14 protein-coding genes are annotated in these 24168 nt (G+C 57.5%); 6 read left to right on the plus strand and 8 right to left on the minus strand.

Annotated elements, in window-relative coordinates; all coding sequences use genetic code 11:
- The first annotated feature begins 79 nt into the window (after positions 1-79).
- From VHE34_RS29410 to VHE34_RS29420, 3 genes are all read left to right on the plus strand, one after another.
- Positions 80-3208 carry an amidohydrolase family protein gene (locus VHE34_RS29410; RefSeq protein ID WP_325594828.1) on the plus strand — a complete coding sequence of 1043 codons (3129 nt, stop codon included), beginning with the start codon at positions 80-82 and terminating at the stop codon, positions 3206-3208.
- Positions 3209-3213: 5 nt separating this feature from the next.
- Entirely contained in the window at positions 3214-4545 is a 1332-nt protein-coding gene (locus VHE34_RS29415) for an amidohydrolase family protein (protein ID WP_325594830.1), read from the plus strand.
- Positions 4546-4655: 110 nt separating this feature from the next.
- Complete coding sequence (locus tag VHE34_RS29420; RefSeq protein WP_325594832.1) at positions 4656-7046, plus strand: bifunctional YncE family protein/alkaline phosphatase family protein; 2391 nt, start codon at positions 4656-4658, stop codon at positions 7044-7046.
- 27 nt (positions 7047-7073) lie between these two features.
- Here VHE34_RS29420 and VHE34_RS29425 read toward each other — a convergent pair whose 3' ends face one another.
- The 3 genes from VHE34_RS29425 to secA form a co-directional block, all read right to left on the minus strand.
- The gene (locus tag VHE34_RS29425) at positions 7074-9641 is read right to left on the minus strand and encodes a zinc-dependent metalloprotease (RefSeq protein ID WP_325594834.1); all 2568 of its coding nucleotides are present in this window, start codon (positions 9639-9641) and stop codon (positions 7074-7076) included.
- Between the two features lie 77 nt (positions 9642-9718).
- Positions 9719-10819, minus strand: coding sequence for an alginate lyase family protein (locus VHE34_RS29430; RefSeq protein WP_325594836.1), 1101 nt, complete (start codon positions 10817-10819; stop codon positions 9719-9721).
- Positions 10800-14165, minus strand: a complete 3366-nt coding sequence (secA, locus tag VHE34_RS29435) for a preprotein translocase subunit SecA (RefSeq protein ID WP_325594838.1) — start codon at positions 14163-14165, stop codon at positions 10800-10802. The genes VHE34_RS29430 and secA overlap by 20 nt, the downstream gene beginning before the upstream one ends.
- 203 nt (positions 14166-14368) lie before the next feature.
- Here secA and VHE34_RS29440 point away from each other — a divergent pair, with 203 nt between their 5' ends.
- A complete protein-coding gene (locus tag VHE34_RS29440; RefSeq protein ID WP_325594840.1) occupies positions 14369-15121 on the plus strand; it encodes a LexA family transcriptional regulator in 753 nt (250 codons plus the stop codon).
- Positions 15122-15130: 9 nt separating this feature from the next.
- Here VHE34_RS29440 and pdeM read toward each other — a convergent pair whose 3' ends face one another.
- Positions 15131-15901 (minus strand): ligase-associated DNA damage response endonuclease PdeM, encoded by a 771-nt coding sequence (gene pdeM / locus VHE34_RS29445; protein WP_325594842.1) that lies wholly within the window; start codon positions 15899-15901, stop codon positions 15131-15133.
- Between the two features lie 108 nt (positions 15902-16009).
- On the opposite strand from pdeM, the gene VHE34_RS29450 reads away from it, so the two are divergent.
- Positions 16010-16507: a hypothetical protein gene (locus VHE34_RS29450; RefSeq protein ID WP_325594844.1), complete on the plus strand. Its 498-nt coding sequence runs from the start codon at positions 16010-16012 to the stop codon at positions 16505-16507.
- 38 nt (positions 16508-16545) lie between these two features.
- Here VHE34_RS29450 and VHE34_RS29455 read toward each other — a convergent pair whose 3' ends face one another.
- On the minus strand, positions 16546-19080 hold the full coding sequence (locus tag VHE34_RS29455; protein ID WP_325594846.1) for a ligase-associated DNA damage response DEXH box helicase: 2535 nt from the start codon (positions 19078-19080) through the stop codon (positions 16546-16548).
- A 103-nt stretch (positions 19081-19183) separates the two neighbouring features.
- Between VHE34_RS29455 and VHE34_RS29460 the strand changes: the two genes are divergently transcribed.
- A complete protein-coding gene (locus tag VHE34_RS29460) occupies positions 19184-19897 on the plus strand; it encodes a hypothetical protein (RefSeq protein WP_325594848.1) in 714 nt (237 codons plus the stop codon).
- A 20-nt stretch (positions 19898-19917) separates the two neighbouring features.
- Here the strand turns inward: VHE34_RS29460 and VHE34_RS29465 are convergent, their stop codons facing one another.
- The 3 genes from VHE34_RS29465 to VHE34_RS29475 form a co-directional block, all read right to left on the minus strand.
- A complete protein-coding gene (locus VHE34_RS29465) occupies positions 19918-21300 on the minus strand; it encodes a hypothetical protein (protein WP_325594850.1) in 1383 nt (460 codons plus the stop codon).
- Between the two features lie 151 nt (positions 21301-21451).
- The gene (locus tag VHE34_RS29470) at positions 21452-23110 is read right to left on the minus strand and encodes an ATP-dependent DNA ligase (protein ID WP_325594852.1); all 1659 of its coding nucleotides are present in this window, start codon (positions 23108-23110) and stop codon (positions 21452-21454) included.
- Positions 23111-23120: 10 nt separating this feature from the next.
- Entirely contained in the window at positions 23121-24167 is a 1047-nt protein-coding gene (locus VHE34_RS29475) for a ligase-associated DNA damage response exonuclease (protein WP_325594854.1), read from the minus strand.
- Position 24168: the final 1 nt, after the last annotated feature.

The raw sequence follows: 24168 nt of genomic DNA on the forward strand, positions 1-24168 counted from the left end.
GTAAAATATTCAAACCCTAAAATTACTCCATTTACCTAAATTGAGGCTCATTTTTCATCGAACCTAAAACTACTACGACATGAGAAACTCCCGACACCACCCGAGGGGGAAGATCCTCGCCCTCTCGTCCTCCCTGCTATTCCTCACCGTATTCTCATCGGCCCAGACCACCTTCCCCGTCAACGGCGTCGCCGACCAGCGGGAACATTGCTACGCCTTTACCCATGCCACACTGGTAAAGGACGGCGCAACCACCCTCATCGATGCCACCCTGGTGATCCGCGACGGCCTGGTCGTCGCCGCCAATACCGGGCAGGTCCCCATCCCCAAAGACGCCGTCGTCATCGACTGCGCGGGGAAATACATCTATCCTTCGTTCATCGATCTCTATACTGACTACGGCATCCCCACCCCCGAAGGCCAGCGCGGCCGTGGAGCAGCGTCACCGGCCGACTTCTTCCGCCAACCGGCGCAGATTGAATCGGCCACCAAGGGAGCGTATAACTGGAACCAGGCCGTTCATCCCGAGACGGACGCCTCAAAGCTCTTCAACGTCGATGACGCAAAGGCCAAGCCCCTCCGCGACCTCGGCTTCGGCACCGTGCTCACTCATGTCAAGGACGGCATCGCCCGCGGCACCGGGGTCGTGGTCACACTGGCCAATGACAACGAGAACCTCGTCATCGTAAAGCAAAGAGCCGCCGCCCTCTACTCGCTCAATAAAGGCACCTCCACCCAAAGCTATCCCTCCTCGCTGATGGGCTCCATCGCACTGTTGCGCCAGACCTATATCGACGCCGCCTGGTACAAAAGCCAGCCGGTGCATGAGGGGACCAACCTCAGCCTCCAAGCCTGGAACGAGGAACAAAGCCTGCCGCAGATCTTCGATGGCAGCGACAAATGGGGCGACCTCCACGGCGACCGCATCGGCGACGAGTTCGGCGTACAGTATATTATAAAGGCAGGTGAGAACGAATACCAACGCATAAAGGAGATCGCCGCCACAAAGGCCTCCTATATCGTCCCCGTCAACTACCCGCAGGCCCAGGACTTGGAAGACCCGGACAACGCCCGCTTCGTTTCCCTCGCCGACATGAAACATTGGGAACTGGCGCCCACCAACCCCGGCGCCTTTGAAAAAGCCGGCATCCCCTTCTGTCTCACCACGGCCGATCTCCGCGATACAAAACAGTTCTATACCAACCTGCGCAAGGCCTTCGGGTTCGGCCTCACCGAAGGGAAAGCCCTCGAAGCGCTGACAAAGACCCCGGCTACCCTGGTCGGCATTTACGACAAGGTAGGTTCTCTCGACGCCGGCAAGCTTGCCAACTTCATCATCACCACCGGCCCCGTTTTCAACGAAAAGACCAATATTGTCGAGAACTGGGTACAGGGTAAGAAATACGCCGTAAAAGAAGAAGCCTGGAAAGAATCCAAAGGACAATATAATCTTATCGTTTCTTCAACAAACGGCACCTCCGCTACACTCATCCTGGACATAAAGACGCCAACCTCGGCATCGATTATCGGGAAGGATACAATACCCGCAAAGTTCAGCTATGACGGCAAGCTTGTCTCTCTCAGCTTCCCTGCACCGCCGGAAGGCGGCGGAGCCGGAACCCGCGGCGCCGGCAGAAGACCCGCCGGCGGGCGCCCCGTGAACGCTACCCGCCTCAGCGGCGTCGTCAACGGCCAGACCTGGAACGGCAACGGCACCGACTCCGCCGGTAACCTCGTCATCTGGTCCGCCACCTTCGCAAAAGCAGCACCGCCGGCAGCCGACAGCACCCCCCGCCACCGCCCCAACCACATCGGCAGGGTGCAATATCCCTTCGACGGATATGGCTGGGACAGCCTTCCAACCCAACACGATCTGCTGATCAAAAACGCGACCGTCTGGACAAACGAAAAAGAAGGCCGCCTCGCCAATACCGACGTCCTGGTAAAAGCCGGGAAGATCGTGAAGATCGGCAAAGGCCTCGACGCGGGCGCCGCCCAGGTGATCGACGGAACAGGTAAATACCTGGCCCCCGGCATCATCGACGAACATTCGCATATCGCAGCGTTCTCGATCAATGAAGGCGCCCAGTCCGTCACCTCCGAAGTGCGGATCGCGGACAACCTCAACCCGGAAGACATCAGCATCTACCGCCAGCTCGCCGGCGGCGTCACCAGCAGCCATATCCTCCACGGTTCAGCCAACACCATCGGCGGCCAGACGCAGCTGATCAAGCTCCGCTGGGGTCAGGACGACGAAGGCCTGAAGTTCAGGAATTGGGATCCCTTTATCAAGTTTGCACTCGGGGAGAACGTAAAACGCACCACCTCGACAAACAACAACCGCTTCCCCGACACCCGCATGGGCGTGGAAGAAGTGCTGACGGATGCCTTTACCCGCGCCCGCGATTACGAGCGGCAACGCAAGGCGGCTCCCAGTACCACCCGCCGCGACCTCGAGCTGGATGCGCTCGTGGAGATCCTCGAGCACAAACGCTTCATCACCTGTCACTCTTACGTGCAAAGCGAGATCACCGCGCTCCTCCGCGTGGCCGACAAATTTGGCTTCAAAGTCAACACCTTCACCCATATCCTCGAAGGCTATAAGGTCGCCGACAAAATGAAGGAGCAGGGCTGCAACGCCTCCACCTTCTCCGACTGGTGGGCCTATAAGGTGGAAGTGTCGGATGCTATCGCCTACAACGCGGCGATCATGGTCAGGGAAGGGCTGAATGTCTGTGTCAATTCCGACGACGCCGAACAGGCCCGCCGCCTCAACCAGGAAGCGGCCAAGAGCGTGAAATACGGCGGGCTCACCGAAGACGAAGCCTTCAAAATGGTCACTCTCAACCCCGCCAAAGCCCTGCACGTGGCCGATCGCGTAGGAAGCATAAAAGAAGGCAAGGACGCCGACCTCGTTCTTTGGAGCGACAATCCCCTCAGCATCTATGCACGCGCCGAGAAGACCATCGTGGATGGCATCGTCTACTATGATATCGATCGCGACGCCCAGCTGCGCAAGAACATCGCGGCCGAACGCAACCGCCTCATCCAGAAAATGATCGCCGAAAAACGCACCGGCGCCCCCATGGCCCCGGCCACACCCAGCTATCACATTGAACTTAGCTGCGGCGATCACGACCATCATGACGGCCTGCTCACGATCGACCAGGGCGATGACGAAACTGAAATTGCAAACTCCAACAAGTAAAAAGAATGAACACAATATATAGAACCTTACGACTCCTCCCGGCGCTATTGCTGACGCTGTCCGCGGCCCAGGCCCAGGATGACGTCTACCCGGCTAAACCCTATGCTGGCAAGCTCTTCATCACCGGCGGCACCATCCACGTCGGCAACGGCCAGGTGATCGAGAACGGCAGCATCGAGATCGATAACGGCAAGATCGTAAAGGTCGGCACGGACGCGAACGCCCCGGCCGGCGCGGGCGCTAAAGTCATTGACGCCAAAGGGAAACAAGTGTACCCCGGCCTGATCCTCTCCGTCACCGACCTCGGCCTGAAAGAGATCGGCAGCGGCGTCCGCGGCTCCAACGACTACCAGGAACTGGGTGACCTCAACCCGAGCATCCGCTCCATCGTCGCCTATAACACGGACTCGAAGATCATCGGTACGCTCCGCGCCAACGGCATCCTGCTGGCCGGCACGACACCCGAAGGCGGCACCATCAGCGGCTCCTCCACCATCGTCCAGCTCGACGCCTGGAATTGGGAAGACGCCGCCTACAAAATGGACAACGCGATCCACCTCAACATGCCCACCTTCCTCGCCCGCCCCCGGCGCTTCGGGGGCCGCTTCGGCGGAAATCAACCCCCGACCGATCCGACAAAAGAAGCCCTCGCCAGGATCGAAGAGATAAAGGCCTTCTTCCGCGAAGCAAAAGCCTACAACGCCGAGACGACGCATAAGGCCACCAACCTAAAGTTCGAAGCGGTAAAAGGTCTCTTTACCAAACAACAAAAACTGTTCGTCCATGGCGACCAGGTCAAGCAGATGCTCACCGCCATCGACTTCGCAAAGGAGTTCGGCTTTGACGTGACCATCGTCGGCGGCAGCGAAAGCTGGCTCATCGCCGATCTCCTGAAACAGAACAATATCTCCGTGATCCTCCAGCAGCTGCATGCCCTCCCCACCACAGAGGACGATGACGTCGACCAGCCTTTCAAGACGCCCACCATATTGCAAAAGGCCGGCGTTCTTTTCGCCCTCAATGACAACCACGAAGAGGCCCGCTACCGCAACCTGGCGTTCAACGCAGGCACGGCCGTCGCTTACGGCCTCTCCAAAGAGCAGGCGCTGCAGGCCATCACCCTCAACGCCGCAAAGATTGCCGGCATCGACGACCGCACCGGCTCCATCGAACCCGGCAAAGATGCCAACATCGTCATCAGCGGCGGCGATATCCTCGATATGCGTACCAGCCTCATCGAACACTGCTTCATCCAGGGCCGCGAAGTCAGCCTGGAGAACAAGCAGACACAGCTATATCATCGGTACATGGCGAAATATGGCCTGGGCGGCCAATAGGCCCATCGTCCGAAGGACCGGATGGGCAGGAAGCCCATCGTCCGAAGGACAATAATTAGATAACTGAGCCCCGCGTAAGCGGGGCCTTTTTTGTCCCTATTTTTGCTGCTATGAAACTCCTCCTCCCCGCCCTCCTTCTCTCCCTCAGCCTCGTCGCTCAACAATCGCCGTCGCCCCAACCCGGGCCCCGCGTTCAACTGCCCAACGGCTGGTCCCTCACCCCCGCCGGCACCTCCATCCCCCTCAGCTCGGACCTCCCGCTCAACATCGCCCTCTCCCCGGACGGTACCCACGCCGCCGTCACCAATAACGGCAACGGCGCCCAAACGATCGATCTCATCAACCTCTCCACCCGCCACGTCACCAGCACGCCCATCGGTAAAGCCTGGCTCGGCCTCGCCTTCAGCAAAAGACACCCGTACCTCTACGCCTCCGGCGGCAACGACGACTGGATCATCCGCTATACCGTAAAAGGCGATAGCCTCATCAATAAGGACACCCTCGTCCTCGGCCGTCCCTGGCCAAAAGACAAGATCAGCCCTACGGGTCTGGCCCTCGACGACAACCACGACAAACTATACGTCGTCACAAAAGAGGACAACTCGCTCTACATATTCAATATAGAATCAAAACAACTCGAACATAAGATACCTCTCTCCGCCGAAGCCTACACCTGCCTGCTGAACCCCGCAAAGCCCGAACTCTACATCTCCGCCTGGGGCGGCCGCAAGATCTGGATATATAACACAAGAGAAAATAAGATACAAGACTCGGTCACCACCGAAGACCACCCCACCGACATGGCGCTCGATCCCAAAGCCCGCACGCTCTATGTCGCAAATGCCAACTCCAATTCGGTTTCCGTCATCGACGTGGCAGGCCGCAAGGTCATCGAAACCCTCAACGCCGGGCTGATGGCCAGCGCCATCATTGGCTCGACGACCAACAGCGTCTGCCTCGATGCAGCGGGCAAGACTCTTTATATCGCCAATGCCGACAACAACTGCCTCGCCGTTTTCGATGTCAGCCACCCGGGTCACAGCCGGTCCAATGGCTTCATCCCGGTCGGCTGGTATCCCACCTGCGTTCGTAGGATAAACAACACCCTCCTGGTAGCCAATGGTAAGGGAATGTCGTCCCTATCCAATGTCAACGGCCCCAACCCCACGGCGCATGACGCCAATTATAAAAAGGCGACAGCCACCAGCTATCAGTACATCGGAAGCCTGTTCAAAGGCACCCTCTCGTTCATCCCCACGCCCGACGAAGCAGCCCTTTCGGCATATACCCTGGACACCTATGCCAATACTCCTTTCGTGCAGGCAGCCGCAAAGGCTTCGGATGCAGCGGGCAACCCCGGCAATCCCATACCCCGCAACAGCAGCGACGCCTCGCCTATTAAATACGTCTTTTATGTACTGAAAGAAAATCGCACCTACGATCAGGTGCTCGGCGATCTGCCCCAGGGCAACGGCGACACCAGTCTCGTCCTCTTCGGTCGCAATGTCACACCCAACGCCCACGCCCTCGCCGAAGAATTCGTCCTGCTGGATAATTTCTATGTCGACGCCGAGGTCAGCGCGGACGGTCACAACTGGTCAATGGCCGGCTATGCCACCGACTTCGTCGAAAAGAACTGGCCCACCAACTATAGCGGCCGCGGTGGGGAATACGACTTTGACGGCCACCGCCCCGTCGCCAATCCAACGAAGGGTTTTATCTGGGACTACTGCCGGCGGGCAGGTGTCTCCTTCCGCAACTATGGAGAATTCGAGGACAATGGTTTCCCAACTTTACAAGTGCTGAAAGAAAAAGAGCATTATTGCAAGTCCTACCCGGGCTGGAACCTGGACATCCAGGATATCCGCCGCGAAAAGATATTCGAAGCCGATTTCGATTCCCTGCTGCAGGCCAACGCCTTGCCCCGCTTTAGCACCATCTATCTGCCGAATGACCACACCAGCGGTCTGCATAAAGGCGCCTATACCCCCATCGCGCAGGTAGCGGACAACGATCTTGCCCTGGGCAGGCTGGTAGACCATATCTCGCATAGCCCCATCTGGAAGGAGTCCGCCATCTTCGTGCTGGAAGATGACGCCCAGGACGGCCCTGACCACGTCGACGCCCATCGCTCCCCCGCTTATTTGATAAGCCCCTTTATCAAGAGACATGCGGTGAACCATACCCTCTATTCGACAACTTCGATCCTCCACACCATGGAGCTGATCCTCGGCCTTCCCCCCATGAGCCAGTTCGACGCAGGCTCCACGCCGATGTGGAGCGCCTTCTCGCCCACCGCCGACGCAACGGCCTTCAACGCCCTGCCGGCCGGTGTCGACATCAACGCCCGCAACACGGCAAGCTCGCCCCATCGGTTCAATCTCGCCGACCCCGATCGCATCCCCGATGACTTGTTCAACGCCGTTCTCTGGAAAGCGATAAAAGGCGAGGGGAGTCCCATTCCCAAACCCCGCCGCGCAGCCTTCGTAAATACAAAATAAAAAAGAGGCCATCGGCCTCTTTTCAAATCATTTCGGATTCAACGCCCTTCGTATCCTCTCCGCCACATCCTGCAAATGCTCCTTGCTCGCCCGGTCCGCCTCTCTGGCCATCGCCGCGGTAATCTCCGACCGCAGCTCCACCAGCTGCGCCCGCGCAGCGGAAGGCACATCCGTATTCCGGATATCGCCCGTAAAGATATTGAAGCCCCTCGGCAACGCCCCAGGGATCACCGGCGCCGAAGGCGTCTCCTCGCCGATCAGCGCAACCAGGTCGGCGATATATTCTTTCTGCAGCTTCCGGCGATACGGATCGATCGGCCCGGCGCCTCCCAGCTCCGACCAGACGCCTTTCTTCGCATCGGTAAGCAGCTCATCCACGGAATAGGCAGCGCTGCCAAACCGTGCCGTACACACCGACAGGCGGAACAGCCGCGCCGGCGACAACAGGCTCTTCAGGTTGTTGGCCTGTACCGTAGCAACCTGGTCCTCGACACCCGGATTACTGAACTTGTTCAGGATGTCCTTATTCAACAACCAGGCAGGCGTGGCATACAGCTGCTTGTTGAGGAAGTCGACAGCCTCTTTCTGCGTTGCCTTCGGCGTCGCCTCATACACATCTCCCGCTTGCTCGATACTCTTGAAGGTCTCCTGTACGCCGCCGACATTCTTGACCACATGCCCCATATACCGTCCATACTGCCCCACCAGCTGCTGGTACATCTCCTGCAGGTTATCATATTGATCCGCTTCCTCCTTGCACCATTCGGGCAGGTTCGGCAGGATACGCTTCAGGTTCTTGATCCCATATTCGCTGGCCTTCATCGCGTTGTCGCCAAGGTCCTCGGTCTGGGCGCGGGGATCGAAATTCTGTCCCTCACCGCCAAACCAGAGCCGGGGATTCTTCAGGCTGTCGATCGCCAGCTTATTCAATATCTTCTTATCCTCTTCCGCATCTTTCGTACCGGGTATACCCTTATAACCCCATTGGATCGCCCATTTGTCATAGTCGTTGATCCGCGGATACAGCCCCCGCGGCGCGATGCCGTCCTCCGGCTGCGCTACATAGTTGAACCGCGCATAGTCCATAATAGAGGCCGTGTGCCCATTGGCTTCCACCCAGGCCTTATCGCGCAGCTTCTCCACCGGCGTCTTGCTGCTGCTGCCCATATTATGCCGCAACCCCAGCGTATGCCCAACCTCATGGGAGGAGACGAACCGGATCAGATCGCCCATCAGCGCATCGTCGTACTTCATCTTCCGGGCACGCGGGTCCACCGCCGCCGTCTGGATCATATACCAGTCATGCACCAGCTTCATCACATTATGATACCACCCGATATGGCTCTCAAGGATCTCGCCGCTACGCGGATCGGCTACATTGGGACCATAAGCATTCTCGATATCGCTCGCGAAATACCGGATCACCGAGAACCGCGCATCCTCCAGCGACATCGTCTTGTCGTTCTCCGGCCATTCTTTGCCGACGATGGCATTCTTAAAGCCGGCCTTCTCAAAGGCCGCCTGCCAGTCATTGATCCCCGCGATCAGGTAAGGCCGCCATTGCTTCGGGGTGGCGGGATCGATATAATAGACGATCTGTTTCTTGGGTTCTACCAGCTCGCCCCGCTTCCATTTCTCGATATCCTCATCCTTTGGCTCGAGCCGCCAGCGATGGATAAACTCCGTTTCTTCCACCCGCTGCTGATCATCACTGTAGGTGGTATAACGGCTGGCAAAGAAGCCGACCCGGGCATCGAACAGCCGGCGCCGCATCGGCGTCTTGGGCAGCAGGTAAAAAGAGTTGTTCAGTTCTACCGTAACGGCCCCCGATACCTCGGCGGCATTCAGCGTCCCCTGGGGCGCACGGCCGCCCGCAACCGGCGCCGCAGGCGCGGTCGAAGCCGTATAGGTCTTCACCGTCCGGATCTCGGTATTGATGGGGTAGGTGCGAATGCTTTCGATATAGCTTCTGGGGGCATCGATAGCCGCCAGGTTGAACCGGCGCTTGATCGCCGGCGTCAGGCTTACCGGCTGGTTATCGCCCTTGAAGAAGTCCGTCACGTCGATCACCGTCGTGCCGGAGGTCGAGTCCGCACTCTTTCCGTACGCCTTGATGTCGAAGGCAGCGGCGATCGGGTTCATGTTGGAGTTCGTCACCGCCTGCGCGATCGGCTGGGAGCTGTCCGCCGCGACATTGACAATCGTCAGCACTTTCAGGAAAAGCGTATGCGAAGGCCCCTTCTCCCAATGGATGGTTTGCAGGTTCACCGCTTCCCCGCCGTAATTGCCGCCCGCCGAGGTCCGGCTGTACCGCGTGCTGACAAGGATATCCCGGCCCAGGATGGAGTCGGGGATCTCGAAATACCATTTGTCCTCTATCCGGTGGACGGTGAAAAGCCCGGTACGGCTGATGGCCTTGTCCGTTATGACTTCCTTATATGGTTTGGGAGGTTCCTGTCTTCCGGCAGCAGACCGCTGGGCCGGGTTCCCGGCATTACCGCCGGCCGGTGGTTGGTTAGGGTTGCCTGGGCGTTGTTGCGCAATAGCCGTCGATACGACAGCCGTCAGCAGCAGCCCGCTGAAAATTTTTCTCATAATGTAGCTCGATTTTTTTTAGACCGATGAAATTAAGCAAAACAACGCGCTCCACCGGCCCGCTCATCCTTCCATCCTTACCGGCTCACCGCGTTTATCACCGCCTGCCAGCTGGGATAACCTTCCCCGCTGCCAGCCAGCCGCCGGGCAAGCGCCAGCTTCCCCTCATCGAAATAGGCAGCCAGTACCAGCGTGGCAATGCCGGACCTCGGATCAAAAAGGGTTCCCGCCTTATAACCCGCTTCCCCGTTCTGTGCCCGCCGCCGGTCGAACTCGACGGTGCTGTTCACGAATTCGGCATGGGTCTGACTGCCGTCGAGAAAGGGGAGAAGCCACTCCACCGATCCCACGAGCGAGGATCCCGACGGAGCTACATAATGATAGTAGTCTTTCCTTGTCGCCCGTTGCAGGACGATCGCAAGCCGCAAAAGCGGGTCAAGATCGTAAACGTGATAGTGTAAGGCGTCCCGCGAAACGAAGTCTTCGCTACGCCCGTCGGCCAGCAGGTTGCGGCCGATCTGCTCCTGGATGCCCTCGATGGCATATTGTTGCAGCGCCTTGTCGCCGACGGCGAACCCGATCTCCCCGACGATCTTCAGCCGGTGCGAATTCCAGTTGTTCCGGGCCGTGGCCCGCTCCGGCCGGTTGTAAGCCGCACGGATCTCCGCATCCGCCGCCTGTCGCAGCCAACGCCCGATCCGCCGGTTCTCCGCCGGCGTCAGCCAATCCTTGATATTGTCAAAGGCCGCGATGGCCGGATCGAGATTGGTGTCGTCGATCGGATCACCCCGCGAATGATTGCTGTCGGCCCAGGCAATGAGATAGACACTCGCCTTGTTGAAATATTCCTTCTTCCGGGTCACCCTCCACGCTATCGATAGGGCATACATCTTATGAAAATCCCCGATCGCCTCCCAGGTCGCCGTCTTCCGGGGATCGCCCTGCAGCAGTCCCTCCGTGCGGAGGGTGTCGATCGGGTTGGGGCCTTCGCCCATCGCGGCATCGGCAACCTTCCGGATCGAATCGAACAGGGGCTTCACATTGGGGTCCTCCTTCGCCCGCTTGCTCAAACGGTTAGCCTCTTTCCGGGAGAGACCCACATATTGCGCCTTTGCCCCGCTAACGGCGAGGCAAAGGCAAATAAATACAAAGACACGATTATACCGCATCCTTGCCATGGCAGTTCTTATACTTCTTTCCACTTCCACACGGACAGGGATCATTGCGCCCGATCTTCGGCCCCACCTTCACTGGCTCTTGCTTCACCGGTTCGGAAGGTTCATAATAATCCTTCCCACCCTCCTGCGGCACTCCCCCCTGCGGACCTACCCCAACACCGGCTCCGGCCGCGGCCATCTCGTCCTTCCGCACCTTCAGCCGGCTCATATCGGTCTTCTGCTCGCGGCCCTCACGGATCGCGGGCGGCGCCTGACCAGGCTGCTGACCGGCCTGCTGGATACCGGAATGACAAAGGAAGCTGATAATATCCCGGTTCACCTCGCTGTCCATGTTCCGGAACAGCTCGAAGGCTTCTACCTTATAGATCACAAGCGGATCTTTTTGCTCGAGATAAGCCGTCTGTACGCTTTGCTTCAGATCGTCCATCCCCCGCAGATGCTCTTTCCAGGCATCGTCGATGATAGCCAGCGTGATCTGCCGCTCGACCGCATTCGTCAGCTCACGGCCATTGGTGTCCAGCGTCTTCTGCAGGCTGGCCAGCACATTGATCCGTTTCTTCCCGTCGGTAAAAGGCACCACCACGTTCTCCACATGACTGTCCCGCGTAGCCCGGATACTCGCAAATGCCGGCACCGCCTGCTTGCGGATATCCTCCAGCTTGTGCTCATAGCTCGCCGTAGCTTCCTGGTACAGCTTCTCTGCCACCTGCTGGACATCCCCCTTCAGGAATTCTTCCGGCGTTATCTGTGTGTCTACGCCGAAATTGACGATCGTCGACAATCGGAAACCCTCATAGTCATCCTGCTCCCGGAACGAATTGATCACCCCTTCCGCGACGATATAAAATGCATTGTCGAGATCCAGCGCCAGCCGGTCACCGAACAACGCGTGATTCCGTTTCTTATAGACGACATTCCGTTGCTTGTTCATCACGTCGTCATACTCAAGCAGCCGCTTACGGATGCCGAAGTTGTTCTCCTCCACTTTTTTCTGGGCCCGCTCGATGCTCTTCGTCACCATGCTGTGCTGGATCACCTCTCCCTCCTTATAACCCATCTTGTCCATCAGCGAAGCGATCCGGTCACTCCCGAACTGCCGCATCAGGTCGTCCTCCAGCGAGACATAGAACTGCGAGGTTCCGGGGTCACCCTGCCGGGCGCTACGACCCCGGAGCTGCCGGTCTACGCGGCGGCTTTCATGCCGTTCGGTACCGATGATCGCCAGTCCACCGGCCTCTTTTACACCCGGCCCGAGCTTGATGTCCGTACCACGGCCGGCCATATTCGTAGCGATCGTCACTGCGCCCGCCAGACCGGCCTCCGCCACGACCTGCGCTTCCCGCGCATGCTGCTTGGCGTTGAGGACATTATGGGGGATCTTCTTCACCGCCAGCATCTTACTCAGCAATTCACTCACTTCCACGGAGGTGGTTCCCACCAGCGACGGCCGGCCTTCGGTCCTCAGCTTTTCGATCTCCTCGATCACCGCCTTGTATTTCTCCCGCTTGGTCTTGTAGACAAGGTCCTGGTGGTCTTTCCGGATCGCCGGCACATTCGTCGGGATCGTGACCACATCCAATTTGTAGATATCCCAAAGCTCGGCCGCTTCCGTCTCCGCCGTACCCGTCATCCCGGCCAGCTTATGATACATCCGGAAATAGTTCTGTAAAGTCACCGTCGCATAGGTCTGCGTGGCTGCCTCGATCTTCACATTCTCCTTCGCCTCGATCGCCTGGTGAAGACCGTCGCTGTACCGGCGGCCATCCAGGATACGGCCGGTCTGCTCATCCACGATCTTCACCTGGCCGTCCAGCACCACGTACTCAACGTCTTTATCGAACAACGTGTACGCCTTCAACAACTGCTGCACCGTGTGGATCCGGTCCGCCTTGATCGAATATTCATTCAGCAGCTCTTCCTTGCGTTGCAATTTTTCATCCGCATTCAGCTCGCTCTTCTCGATCTCGGCAAGCTTGATGCCGATATCCGGCAACACGAAGAATTCCGGGTCTTCCCCTTCCCGGGTGATCATCTGGATCCCCTTATCGGTCAGGTCCACCTGGTTTTGCTTCTCGTCGATATGGAAGAACAGCTCGGCGTCCACCTTCGGCATCTCCTTCTGCTGATCGGAAAGATAGTAGTTCTCCGACTTTTGCAAGCGCACCTTCACGCCCGGCTCGCTCAGGAATTTGATAAGCGCACTCGACTTCGGGAGACCCCGGTAGGCCCGCATCAGCGCCAACCCCCCATCCTTCGGATCGTCATTCCCCTCGCTGATCTTTTTCTTGGCCTCGATCAGGAACTGGTTGACCACCCGCCGCTGGGCTTCAAACAGCTTCTCCACCCGGCCCTTTAAGATATGATATTGCTGGTCGTCCCCCTTCGGTACCGGACCGGATATGATCAGCGGCGTCCGCGCATCGTCGATCAACACGCTGTCCACCTCATCCACCATGGCATAGTGGTGCTTGCGCTGGACCATCTCTTCCGGGGTATGCACCATGTTGTCCCGCAGGTAGTCAAAGCCGAATTCGTTGTTCGTACCATAGGTGATATCGGCCAGGTAAGCCCTCCGCCGGGCCTCGCTGTTGGGCTCATGCTTGTCGATACAGTCCACCGAGATACCCAGCCATTCGAATATGGGGCCGTTCCACTCGGAGTCCCGCCGGGCCAGGTAATCGTTCACCGTCACGATATGGACCCCTTCCCCCGCCAGCGCATTCAGATAGGCCGGCAGCGTCGAGACCAGGGTCTTACCTTCCCCCGTGGCCATCTCCGCGATCTTCCCCTGGTGCAACACCGTACCGCCGATCAGCTGGACATCGTAGTGCACCATGTTCCAGGTGATCGGCGTACCCGCAGCCATCCAGCTGTTGTTGTATACGGATTGATGCCCGTCGATCCGGATATGCTCCTTCTTCACGCTCAGGTTCCGGTCCATCTCCGTTGCCGTCGCAACCATCTCGGAATTCTCCTTGAACCGCCGTGACGTCTCCTTCACTACCGCAAAAGCCTCGGGTAACAGCGTCTCCAACACCTCTTCGATCTGCTCGTCCCGCTCCTTTTTCAGCTCGTCGATCTGCTGATAGATCACGTCCTTCCCATTGATATCGTTGAAAGGCAGTTCTTCCGCCTGTTTGTTCAACTCGGCGACCTGCGTATCGATCTTGCTGAGATGCTCCCGGATCCGGGCCCTGAATTCTACGGTCTTACCCCTCAGCTCGTCATTGCTAAGGGATTGAAATGCCGCAAAATGTTGGTTGATCTGCTCTACAACGGGTTGGATCTGCTTTATATCCTTTTCCGACTTGTTACCGCCGAATATTTTGGATAGAATACCTAACATAACTTCTTAAGTATTAATGATTTTGTATTATTTTAGTCAAATATAGTGCTACCCTTGACGAAAAGTCAAATTGGCAGGACGGCAAATGTACAAAATATCGCGCATCCCGCCCCGCCCGCACCGCCGGTGCGGGCGGGGCCCGAAAAAATATTTTTTTTGAGTTGATAAATATGTTAGTATCTTAGTGCTAAATATATTAGCCCATGTCAATCGCAGGCCAAAATCTCAAATACCTCCGCAAACTGCGGGGCTGGACCCAGGAAGAATTCGCCGGCAAACTGGGGATCAAACGCTCCCTCCTCGGCGCCTATGAGGAAGAAAGAGCCGAACCCAGGCTGGAAGTGCTGGAAACCGTGTCCGACATGTTCAAGCTCACGCTCGATGAGCTCCTCCGCAAAGAGCTCGGTGACAGCAAGGGCGGCAGCTACCTCTCCAAGCGCCGCGCCCAGAAGCTCATCGCCGCCAGCACCGATATCCAGCTGGTGCCCGTAAAAGCCGCCGCCGGCTACCTCGCAGGTTATGCCGACCCCGAATTCCTTGATGAGCTCAATACCTTTACCCTCCCGATGCTCGCCCCCGGTTCCTACCGCGCCTTCGAGATCGTAGGAGATTCGATGCTGCCCACCCCCAGCGGCTCGGTCATCGTCGGGGAAAAAGTGGACGACCTCGAAGACATCAAAAGCAACCAGACCTATGTCGTCGTGTCACGCAATGAAGGCATCGTCTATAAAAGGGTCATGAAGAATAACAAATCCAGGAACAAGCTGACCCTGATAAGTGACAATACGGCGTATCAGCCTTATAATGTCAATTCGGATGACGTGATTGAGGTTTGGAAAGCCCAAATGATCATCAGCAAAGCCAATACACAGCAACGTTGGGATGTCAACCAGCTCGCCAACCTGGTCACCAACCTGCAGGAACAGGTCACCACATTGAAAAAGAAGATGAATTAACCCCAGATTCTACTGGATCTGAAAGATACTCCCGGGCCCCGTCCATCCGGCACGGGGCCTCATCGCCGTCACATTCCTCACACCCCCGCCAATACCCCTCCTGGCCGCCGTCCCAGCCTCCCACACCCTCGCCCGCTCCCCACCCGCCGGCGGAAGGATCGCAAACACATGATCATCCGGCGCCGGATCAACCGCCACCGTACCCGTCCAACGGCCAAAGGCCGGCAATACCGCATACGCAGCCCCGAAATAAAAGCATGGGAACCGCAGATGCTGCCTGCCCATCCCCGTAATCCGGATGCCCGGATGGATATGCCCCGAGAAATAATAAGTATTCCCCCCAACCGCATCTTCGATATCATGCACGAACGAAAAAGGCCCAAGCGGCAAAACCCCCGGGCTCACCACAATGCCCGCCTTCTCATACCAGTCCTTATGCAGGATATCATGATTCCCCTCGATCAGCCGGATACCCAGGTGCGGAAAATCCTCCCGCCACTTCAGGAACAACTCCAGCTCCTTATTCTCCCGGCTATGGAACAGATCGCCCACCACCAGCAGCTGCCGCGGCCGGAAATACTGGATCTGGCAAAGCAACCGCAGCAAATCCTCCCGGTACACCGACTGCGGCACCGCAATCCCCGCCTTCCGGAAATGACCCGTCTTGCCAAAATGAAGATCCGATAAGATCAGCGACTGCCCCTCCTCCCAATAGATACACCGGTCGGCCGAAAGCCATAGCTGCTGATCCCGTAAACGATATGGAAATGCTGGTTGCATAGAATGGTTCCCTTAGGTGCAATATAGTAGAAAAGCACAAACTTCTTCATCATCCCCTTGGCGATTCCTGAAAATTGTATTTACTTAGATACACTAAAATTAACTACCATGGCCGATCTCAATCGCCCCGCCGACAGCGGCTCCTTCCTCGAAGAGCCAAAAAAAATGACGGATATGATCAATGTCCTGACCATCCTCACCTTCATCGGCTGTGGGCTGGGCATCATTGGCAGCTTTTGGACCTTCGCAAAAGCAAAAACCACCTATGAGACTCTTTCCTCAACCAACTTAGACCAGATGCCCGATTTCGTAAAGAAACTTTCCGGCGGCGATATCCTCGAATCAGCCCGCAAATCCTACGAGCTGCGCGTTCCCATTCTCCTCTTGACCCTCATCGCCTGTGGACTCTGCCTCGCCGGAGCCATCCAGATGCGCAAGCTCAGGAAGTCCGGCTTTACCATCTATACCATCGGCGAACTGCTCCCGATCATCTTTACCGTGGTCCTCATGGGCAGCAGCGCCACCGGCTTGGGCGCCATCTTCGGCTATTGCATCGCCATTCTGTTCGTCGTCCTCTACGCCACCCAGCTGAAATACCTGAAGTAGCCGATCCCCGGCGCCCGGCCCGCAAGCCCCGCCGCCCATCATCGCAACTGCGCCTGCATCCGCCGCACCCGGTCCTCCAACTTCTCCGAGGACAGGTCCTCCCGCATACTGTCCACCTTCAACGGGAAACAGAACGGCGTGAGCTTCTTCGGCCAACGCAACACGATCTTCCCCCGGCCGATCCGCTCCAGCATATTCCGCAGCCGCCGCTCCTCCATCTGCTGGTCCATCACCTCGTTATACGCCTGGCGGATCAACAGGTTGTGCGGATCGTACTCGCTGAACACATTAAACAGCAGTCCCGCCGAAGACTGCAGATGCCGCGCCTTGACATACTCGCCGGGATAGCCCTGGAAGATAAGCCCCCCGATCACCGCAATATCCCGAAACTTCCGCCGGGCCATCTCCGCACTGTTCACACTCCGCTGAATATCCGCCGTCAGATTTTCCGCGCTGAACAATTCCATCGCATTCGTATCATCCAACGGGATCGGCTGATCGCTCAACAGCTCGAACCCATAGTCGTTCATCGCAAACGAAAAGCTGATCGGCGTCGTAAGACTGATCCGGTAGGCCAGCAACGCCGCCATCGCCTCATGCACCAATCTCCCCTCAAATGGATACACGAACAAATGAAACCCATCCTTGGTCTCGATCTGCTCGATCAGCAGCTCATTCTCCTTCGGCATATACGACAAGGCCGCCTGTAGCTCAAACAACGGCCTCAACACCCTTAATTCAATGTCGTCAGGTGTCGGTTCCCCCTCCACCATCGCCGAAGCCTCATCCAGCTTCCGCCTCAACATCATCCCCAAATTCGCCGACAACGGCATCCGCCCCCCATTCCAACTCGGCACCCTCGACTTCTTCGCATTCGACTTCCGCGCCAGCACCGTCATCTCCTTGATCGCCACAAATTCCAGGTTGCGCCCCGCCAGCGTGAACACATCCCCCGGCTCCAGCCGGGAAATGAAATATTCTTCGATCATCCCGATAAACCCGCCACTCGTAAACCGCACCTTCAACATCGCATCGCTGACGATCGTCCCGATATGCAACCGGTGTCGCATCGCCACCCGCCGGCTGTTGATCCGGTACAACCCATCCTCCATCACCTCCACTTTTTTGAACTCATCATATTGCTGCAGGGCCACCCCGCCCTCCGTAATAAAATGCAACACCTCCCGCCATTCGTCCCCGGTCATCTCGCTGAAACAATAGGTCGATCGCAGCTCGGGGAACAACACATCGGGCCGGAACCCATCCGAAATAGCAAGTGTACTCAGGTATTGGATCAATACGTCGAAACAAAGCAACATCGGCTCCCGGCTCTCGATCAACCCCTCCACCATCGCCGACTTCAACGCCGCCGCTTCCATCAGCTCCAGCGAATGCGTCGGCAGGAAATAGATCTTGCTCACCTCGCCCGGCTGATGCCCGCTCCGTCCCGCCCGCTGTAAAAATCGTGCAACCCCCTTGGGACTGCCCACCTGGATCACCGTCTCCACCGGCCGGAAATCGACCCCAAGATCGAGACTCGCTGTACAGACCACCGCCTTCAGCTTCCCTTCATGCAACGCTTCTTCCACCCAGTTCCGCAGCTCCATATCGATCGATCCATGATGCAGCGCCAACGCACCCGCCAGGTCGGGCGCCACATTCAGCAGGGACTGATACCAGGTCTCGCTCATCCCCCGCGTATTGATAAAGATCAGCGTCGTCCGGCTCTTCTCGAGTATCGGAAGCACCTTGTGGATCAACCGCAATCCTAAGTGCCCCGCCCATGGATAATTCTCGATCTCATCCGGCAGGATCGATTCGACATCGATGGCTTTTTCGATCCGCGCCCGCACGATAAAGCTCTCCGCCCCACGCCCGGCCGAATCCCCCTCATCCGTCGCCGCCCCGATCACCCCATCCTCATCCGGCACTCCGCGCAGCGACGCCAGCAATACATCTCTTGCCTGCTCGAGGTTTCCGATCGTCGCACTGATGCCGATCACCGAGACCCCACCCCGCCGCATCCACACCAGGCGCGCCAGTGCTAACTCCACCTGTACGCCCCGCTTACTCCCCAACAGCTCATGCCACTCATCCACCGCCACGATCCGCAAATACCTGAACACCTCCGGGTACCCCTTCTGCGCCAGCAACAAATGCAGACTCTCCGGCGTAATGATCAACACCTCCGGCATCCGGCGCTTTTGCCGTTGCCGCTCACTCATCTCCGTATCCCCATTCCGGCTTCCCACCTGCCAGCGCATCCCAAGTCCCTGGATCACTTCCTGCATCGCGCGGGCAATGTCCTTCGCCAGCGCCCGCAGCGGTGAGATCCACAATAACTGCAACCCACCACCGCTTCGCGTCTGATAGTCCGTAGGATGCGCATTGATAAAATCGATCAACGCGCCAAGAAACACCGAAAAGGTCTTCCCACATCCCGTCGGCGCATTCACCAGCCCCGACCGCCCCGCCAATATCTGCTCCCAGGCCTCTTCCTGGAACGCAAATGGCGCCCTTCCTTCTGCTTTCATCCAGCTTTCGATCACCTTATATCCGATGGTCTGCCTCACGCGTATATTAATTGTATTTTAATTACAAGATTAAATTCATTTTCATTAATCAGCTTTTAACCAAAAAGAGGTGAACCGTTGAGTAATTTAACAAGAAAAACCGATGAAAAAATTCACCCCTTTACTCCTGCTCCTGGCCTCCCTTTCGGGTTGCAGCACCTACCAATACCTTACCATCGACTCCTCCCAAATGCAAAAGAACCAGCAACAACAATTGTCCTGGGAGAACGATACCCTGCGCATCACCTATTCGTTCAACGGCGATCATGGGCCGGTATGGGCCACTTTCTTCAATAAAACCACCCAACCGTTGTACGTCAACTGGAAAAAGTCAGCCTTTATCCGCAACGAAAGTTCCATTGCCCTCTATTCTCCGCAGGCTAACTTCTCCGGTGTTGCCGGCTCCATGGGGTACCGGATCGGCGGCATCAGCACCACCGGTTCGACGATCAATGGTGTCGTCGATCTGCCGGAAGGAATGGAGTTCATCCCCCCTTCCAGCGGTATCACCAAATATCTTCTGTCGCTCAGCAATACCGGCCCCCTTCTTACCCACCTTCCCGATTCCCTTCCCAGGCGGGAGATGAAACAAGAGCACGGATTTATGATCCGATATAAGGAGATGAACTTCGATGAGGGGCATTCACTCGTCCGATTCAAGAGCTATTTCACTTTCGTGGTAGGGCTTGACAACGGACGGGAATTCGCCGAGACACATTCGTTCTATGTCTCCAGGATCATGCAGACCGGTAAGGCGCCGCAGTATATTGTCAACTATGGAAGCCAGTCCGATCAGCTCTATGTCCGATACAAGTGACGACGGTGGCCGCAGGTATCCTACAACGTCTTCAGATATTCGATGACGGCCTTCCGTTCCTGCTCACTCAGTTTGTCGCCAAAGGGGTGACCATAATTTCCATAACCCGGCAAGTCCGTATTGTACACGGCCGTGCCTCTTGCGCTGTCTTCACGGGTGTATTTCCAGCCCACCCGTTCATAATCGTATTGCGGATGATCGAAGTCCCTCGACCAGTACGCCGGCCGAAGCTTGCTGTTCAACAGCGCCTCCAGCGTCGGCACGCTCCCATTATGCAGATAAGGCGCCGTCATCCAGATACCGTCCAGCGGCGGCGCAATATACCCGTCAAAGGGTTCCAGCCTCGCCGGGTGATCCCCCTGCGCAAACCAGCTCTTATTGAACCATTCGATAAACTGCGGACTCTGATAATTGGCCTTGTACAACATCGAATCCGTCTTCACGAGTGACTCGGGGATCAGCAGGTTGGGATACTCCCCGCTGCCATCACTGCCATAATTGCCATGACACTTCGAACAGTTCCGCACAAACACGATCCCGCCCTTCTTCGCCAAGGCAGCGTTTATAGGCTTCGGATACTTCGGCGGCTGAATAGAATAAATATACGCCAGCACATCATTGAAATGCCCATCCACCTCCCTCGCCTCCGAACTGTCACTCACCGTCAACAGGTTCGACGCCATCAGGAACCGCCCAAAATCCCCCCGGCCAAAACCATTGTAAAACATCGCATGCTTCTTCTTCAGCAGCCACCACGGCGGAGTATCTGTCGGGACCACCTTGCCGGATACATCGATCACCGGCTCATTGCTCCAACGCAGCGTCTGCGGATCACGATGCGCCACCAGCAGGTCCGCCAGCCGGTCGGCGGAATTCACACCCCTTACCTCCGTATATAATTGACCGCTGATCGCTTTCATCGCCCGCAGAAAGGGCATCGCCGCATCATATTTCCGCGCATCGCGCTGCATCAGCATTTTCTCCGCCAGCCCGGCCGCCCGGGGATTCAGTTTTCGCCGATCGGTAAAATCGATCATCGAATTCCCCAATCCGACATACAGCTTGCCCTCGAAAACCTGCGCATGACACTCCAGGCAGTTGGGCGCCACTACGACCTCACCATTGGCAGCCTTCACCGCCGTATATTCATGCGGGACCACCGCATTCAGGCTGTCCCGTTTCAGATAGTTTTGGGTATTCCTGGGGACACCCAGGAAGAAAAGATCGTAGGGAACTCCGCTTTTGATATAATCCCCCGTCGTCAGGTAGGCATATCCCCTGTCCGCATCTCCGCTGCGCTGCGGACTGGCCGGGACCTTGACAGGTTCGTCCTCCATGGGCACACCCTTCATAAAGGCAATGCCCGCCATCCCCAGCAAGAGCAGGATCATCATCTTTTTCATAACGAGTCAACAATTTTTCAATTGAGTTATGCAGTCGGCTACGCCTCGTGTCATAGAGTAAATTTACTGCTTATCCGCCACAGGCGTATCGTCCGCAAGGACCATCATCGGCCCCTCTCGGTGAATGCCCTTATTTTTCCCCCAAAGGCATTCACCGCCCGAACAATTCCAACATCTTCTTCAGCCCCGCCAATGTATCGATATCCGCAGGAGTCTTATCCTTCCTCCACCGGTTGATCCGCGGGAACCGCAGCGCCACTCCCGACTTATGCCGGGACGAAGCAGCAATACCCTCAAACGCGATCTCAAAGACCAATTCCGGCTTCACCGTCCGCACCGGCCCAAACTTCTCAAGGGAGTTCCGCTTGACAAACGCATCCACCTCCGCAAGCTCCTTATCCGTCAGTCCCGAATAGGCCTTCGTAAACGTCACAAGCCGATCGCCGTCCCGCACCGCAAAAGTATAATCCGTATACAGGTTGCTCCTCCGTCCATGCCCTTTCTGCGCATACACCAGCACGGCATCGATCACCAACGGATCGATCTTCCATTTCCACCAGTCCCCCCGCTTCCTCCCCACCTGGTAAGGCGAAGAGCGCCGCTTCAGCATGATCCCCTCGCTGCCCCGCTCGCGCGCACCCTCACGCGCAGTCGCCAATGCGCTCCACTCATCAAATTCCACCATCGGCGACAACACCAGCAACGGATGCCCCGCCGCCGCAACAACCTCGGCCAACTTTGCTCTTCGCTCCGCCAGCGGCCGCGCTCGCCAATCCTCCCCACCAAACTCAAGCAGATCGTAGGCAATAAATCCCGCCGGAACCTCGGTCAAAACCTTCTTCGTCACATTCTTCCTCCCGATCCTCGTCTGCAACGCGGCAAACGGCATCACCGTAAACCCACCGCCCGTCGATCCCTCACCGCCACCCCCCGTCCGCAATCCAATAATTTCCCCATCCAGCACCGTCCCCACCGGCAACCGGCCCAAAAACTCCTGGTACTCCGGAAACTTCTCCGTCATCAACTCCTCACCCCGGCTCCAAACCACCAGCACATCCCCCCGCCGGATCACCTGCCCGCGGATACCATCCCATTTCCACTCCGCCTGCCACTCGCCGGGCTCACCAAGCGAAGCCAGCTCTCCTTCCAGCGCATACGCCAGGTAGAAAGGGTAGGGGCGCGACACCTCGCTCCCGGCCCCCTCGCCGCTCAGCAACGCCGCAAATGGCGTCGTCGCCGCATCCCAGTCGCCACTGATCCGGTGCGCGACAACCGCCGCATCCACACCCGCCGTCTTCGCCAGCGCATTCACCACCGTCTGTTGCGAAATACCGATGCGAAATCCACCCGTGATCAATTTATTAAAAACAAACCGTTCTTCCTTATTCATCGAAGCCCAACTTCGCTGCACAAAGGCCTTCTTCTCCGCCTCTTCCTTCTTCCCCAACTCCATCAGCCGAACCAGGTAATACGCAAGCGACTCGGTCCCCGGCAAGGCCGCCGCAAACCCGCTCCCCGCCAACCCAGGCACCCCCTCCGGCAGCAACAAAGCAATAGTTTCCGCCAGATCCCCCACCGTGTGATAACTCTCCTCAAAAAGCCAACCCGGCAGCCCCGTGATCTCCCGGCACCACTCCCATAATTGAGTGGTCGTTACAGTCCGCTTCGGCCGCCGCCCGCTGAATAGCGCGATCATCCACACCTTATCGCCATCCGCCGCCTCATTAAAATACCGGTCCAGCGCCGCCAGCTTGTCATTGGTCTTCGTGCTCGTCCCCAATTTCGTCACCAGCGAAGAAAACCGCCGCATCCCACCAAAACTATCCTGCGTCTCCATCTCCCGGCGCCTCCCCCTCGCCGCTATCCACTACGCCCTCGTCATCCCCATATTCCGTCTTCACCTCCGCCGCCGCAACCCCCAATTCATTCAGGTATCTCGTCAGCACCGCCTGGAACCCATGCGTCACAAACACTTTCTCCGCCCCCGTCGCGGCCACCGCCGCCAGCAATCCCTTCCAATCCGCATGATCGCTCATGACAAAACCCGCATCCGCATTCCGCCGCCGCACATTCCCCCTCACCTGCATCCAGCCACTACAAACCCCCAGCGAATAAGAAGAGAACCGACGCATCCACGCCGAACCCTCCGCACTCCCAGGCGCAATTACTACCTGCCCCCGCAACAACTCCTTCGGCGTATCCGGCAAGATCCGCTCCACAGGAGGCAACCACACTCCCGCGCCGGCAAGCGCCTGGTGAACATTCCACACAGCTCCATGAACCCACACAGGTGAGCCCATAGGCTCCAACGCCTTCAACAGCCGCTGCGCCTTCCCAAGACTGTAAGCCATCAACACGCTCGTTCTATCCTGCGCCCGGTTCTCCGCCACCCAGTCGCGAACACCCGCAAACAGCTCCGCCTGTGGCTTCCAGTTATAGATCGGTAATCCAAAAGTGGACTCCGTCACAAAGACCTGGCATCGCAAAGGCTCAAAAGCCCCGCTGATGCCATCATCCTCGGTCTTGTAATCGCCGCTGACCACCCAAACTTCCCCATTGTATTCCATCCGCACCTGCGAGCTTCCGATGACATGACCCGCGGGATGCAGGCTGACCCGGACCCCATTCAAAACGACAGCTTCGCCCCACTCGACAGTCTGCACTGCCGGCAGGACGCCATCAAGGGACAACCGCAGGTCCAATATAGGTTTGCAAAGCCGGTGACAAAGATAGGCGCCGCTGCCCGCCCGCGCATGATCGCTATGGGCATGCGTGATCACGGCCCTGTCCACCGGTCGCCAGGGGTCGATATAAAAAGCGCCCCGGGCGCAATAGAGACCCTTATCCGTAAATTCGATTAAAGGCATT

The sequence above is a fragment of the Puia sp. genome, from assembly GCF_035546395.1.
Taxonomy (GTDB): domain Bacteria; phylum Bacteroidota; class Bacteroidia; order Chitinophagales; family Chitinophagaceae; genus Puia.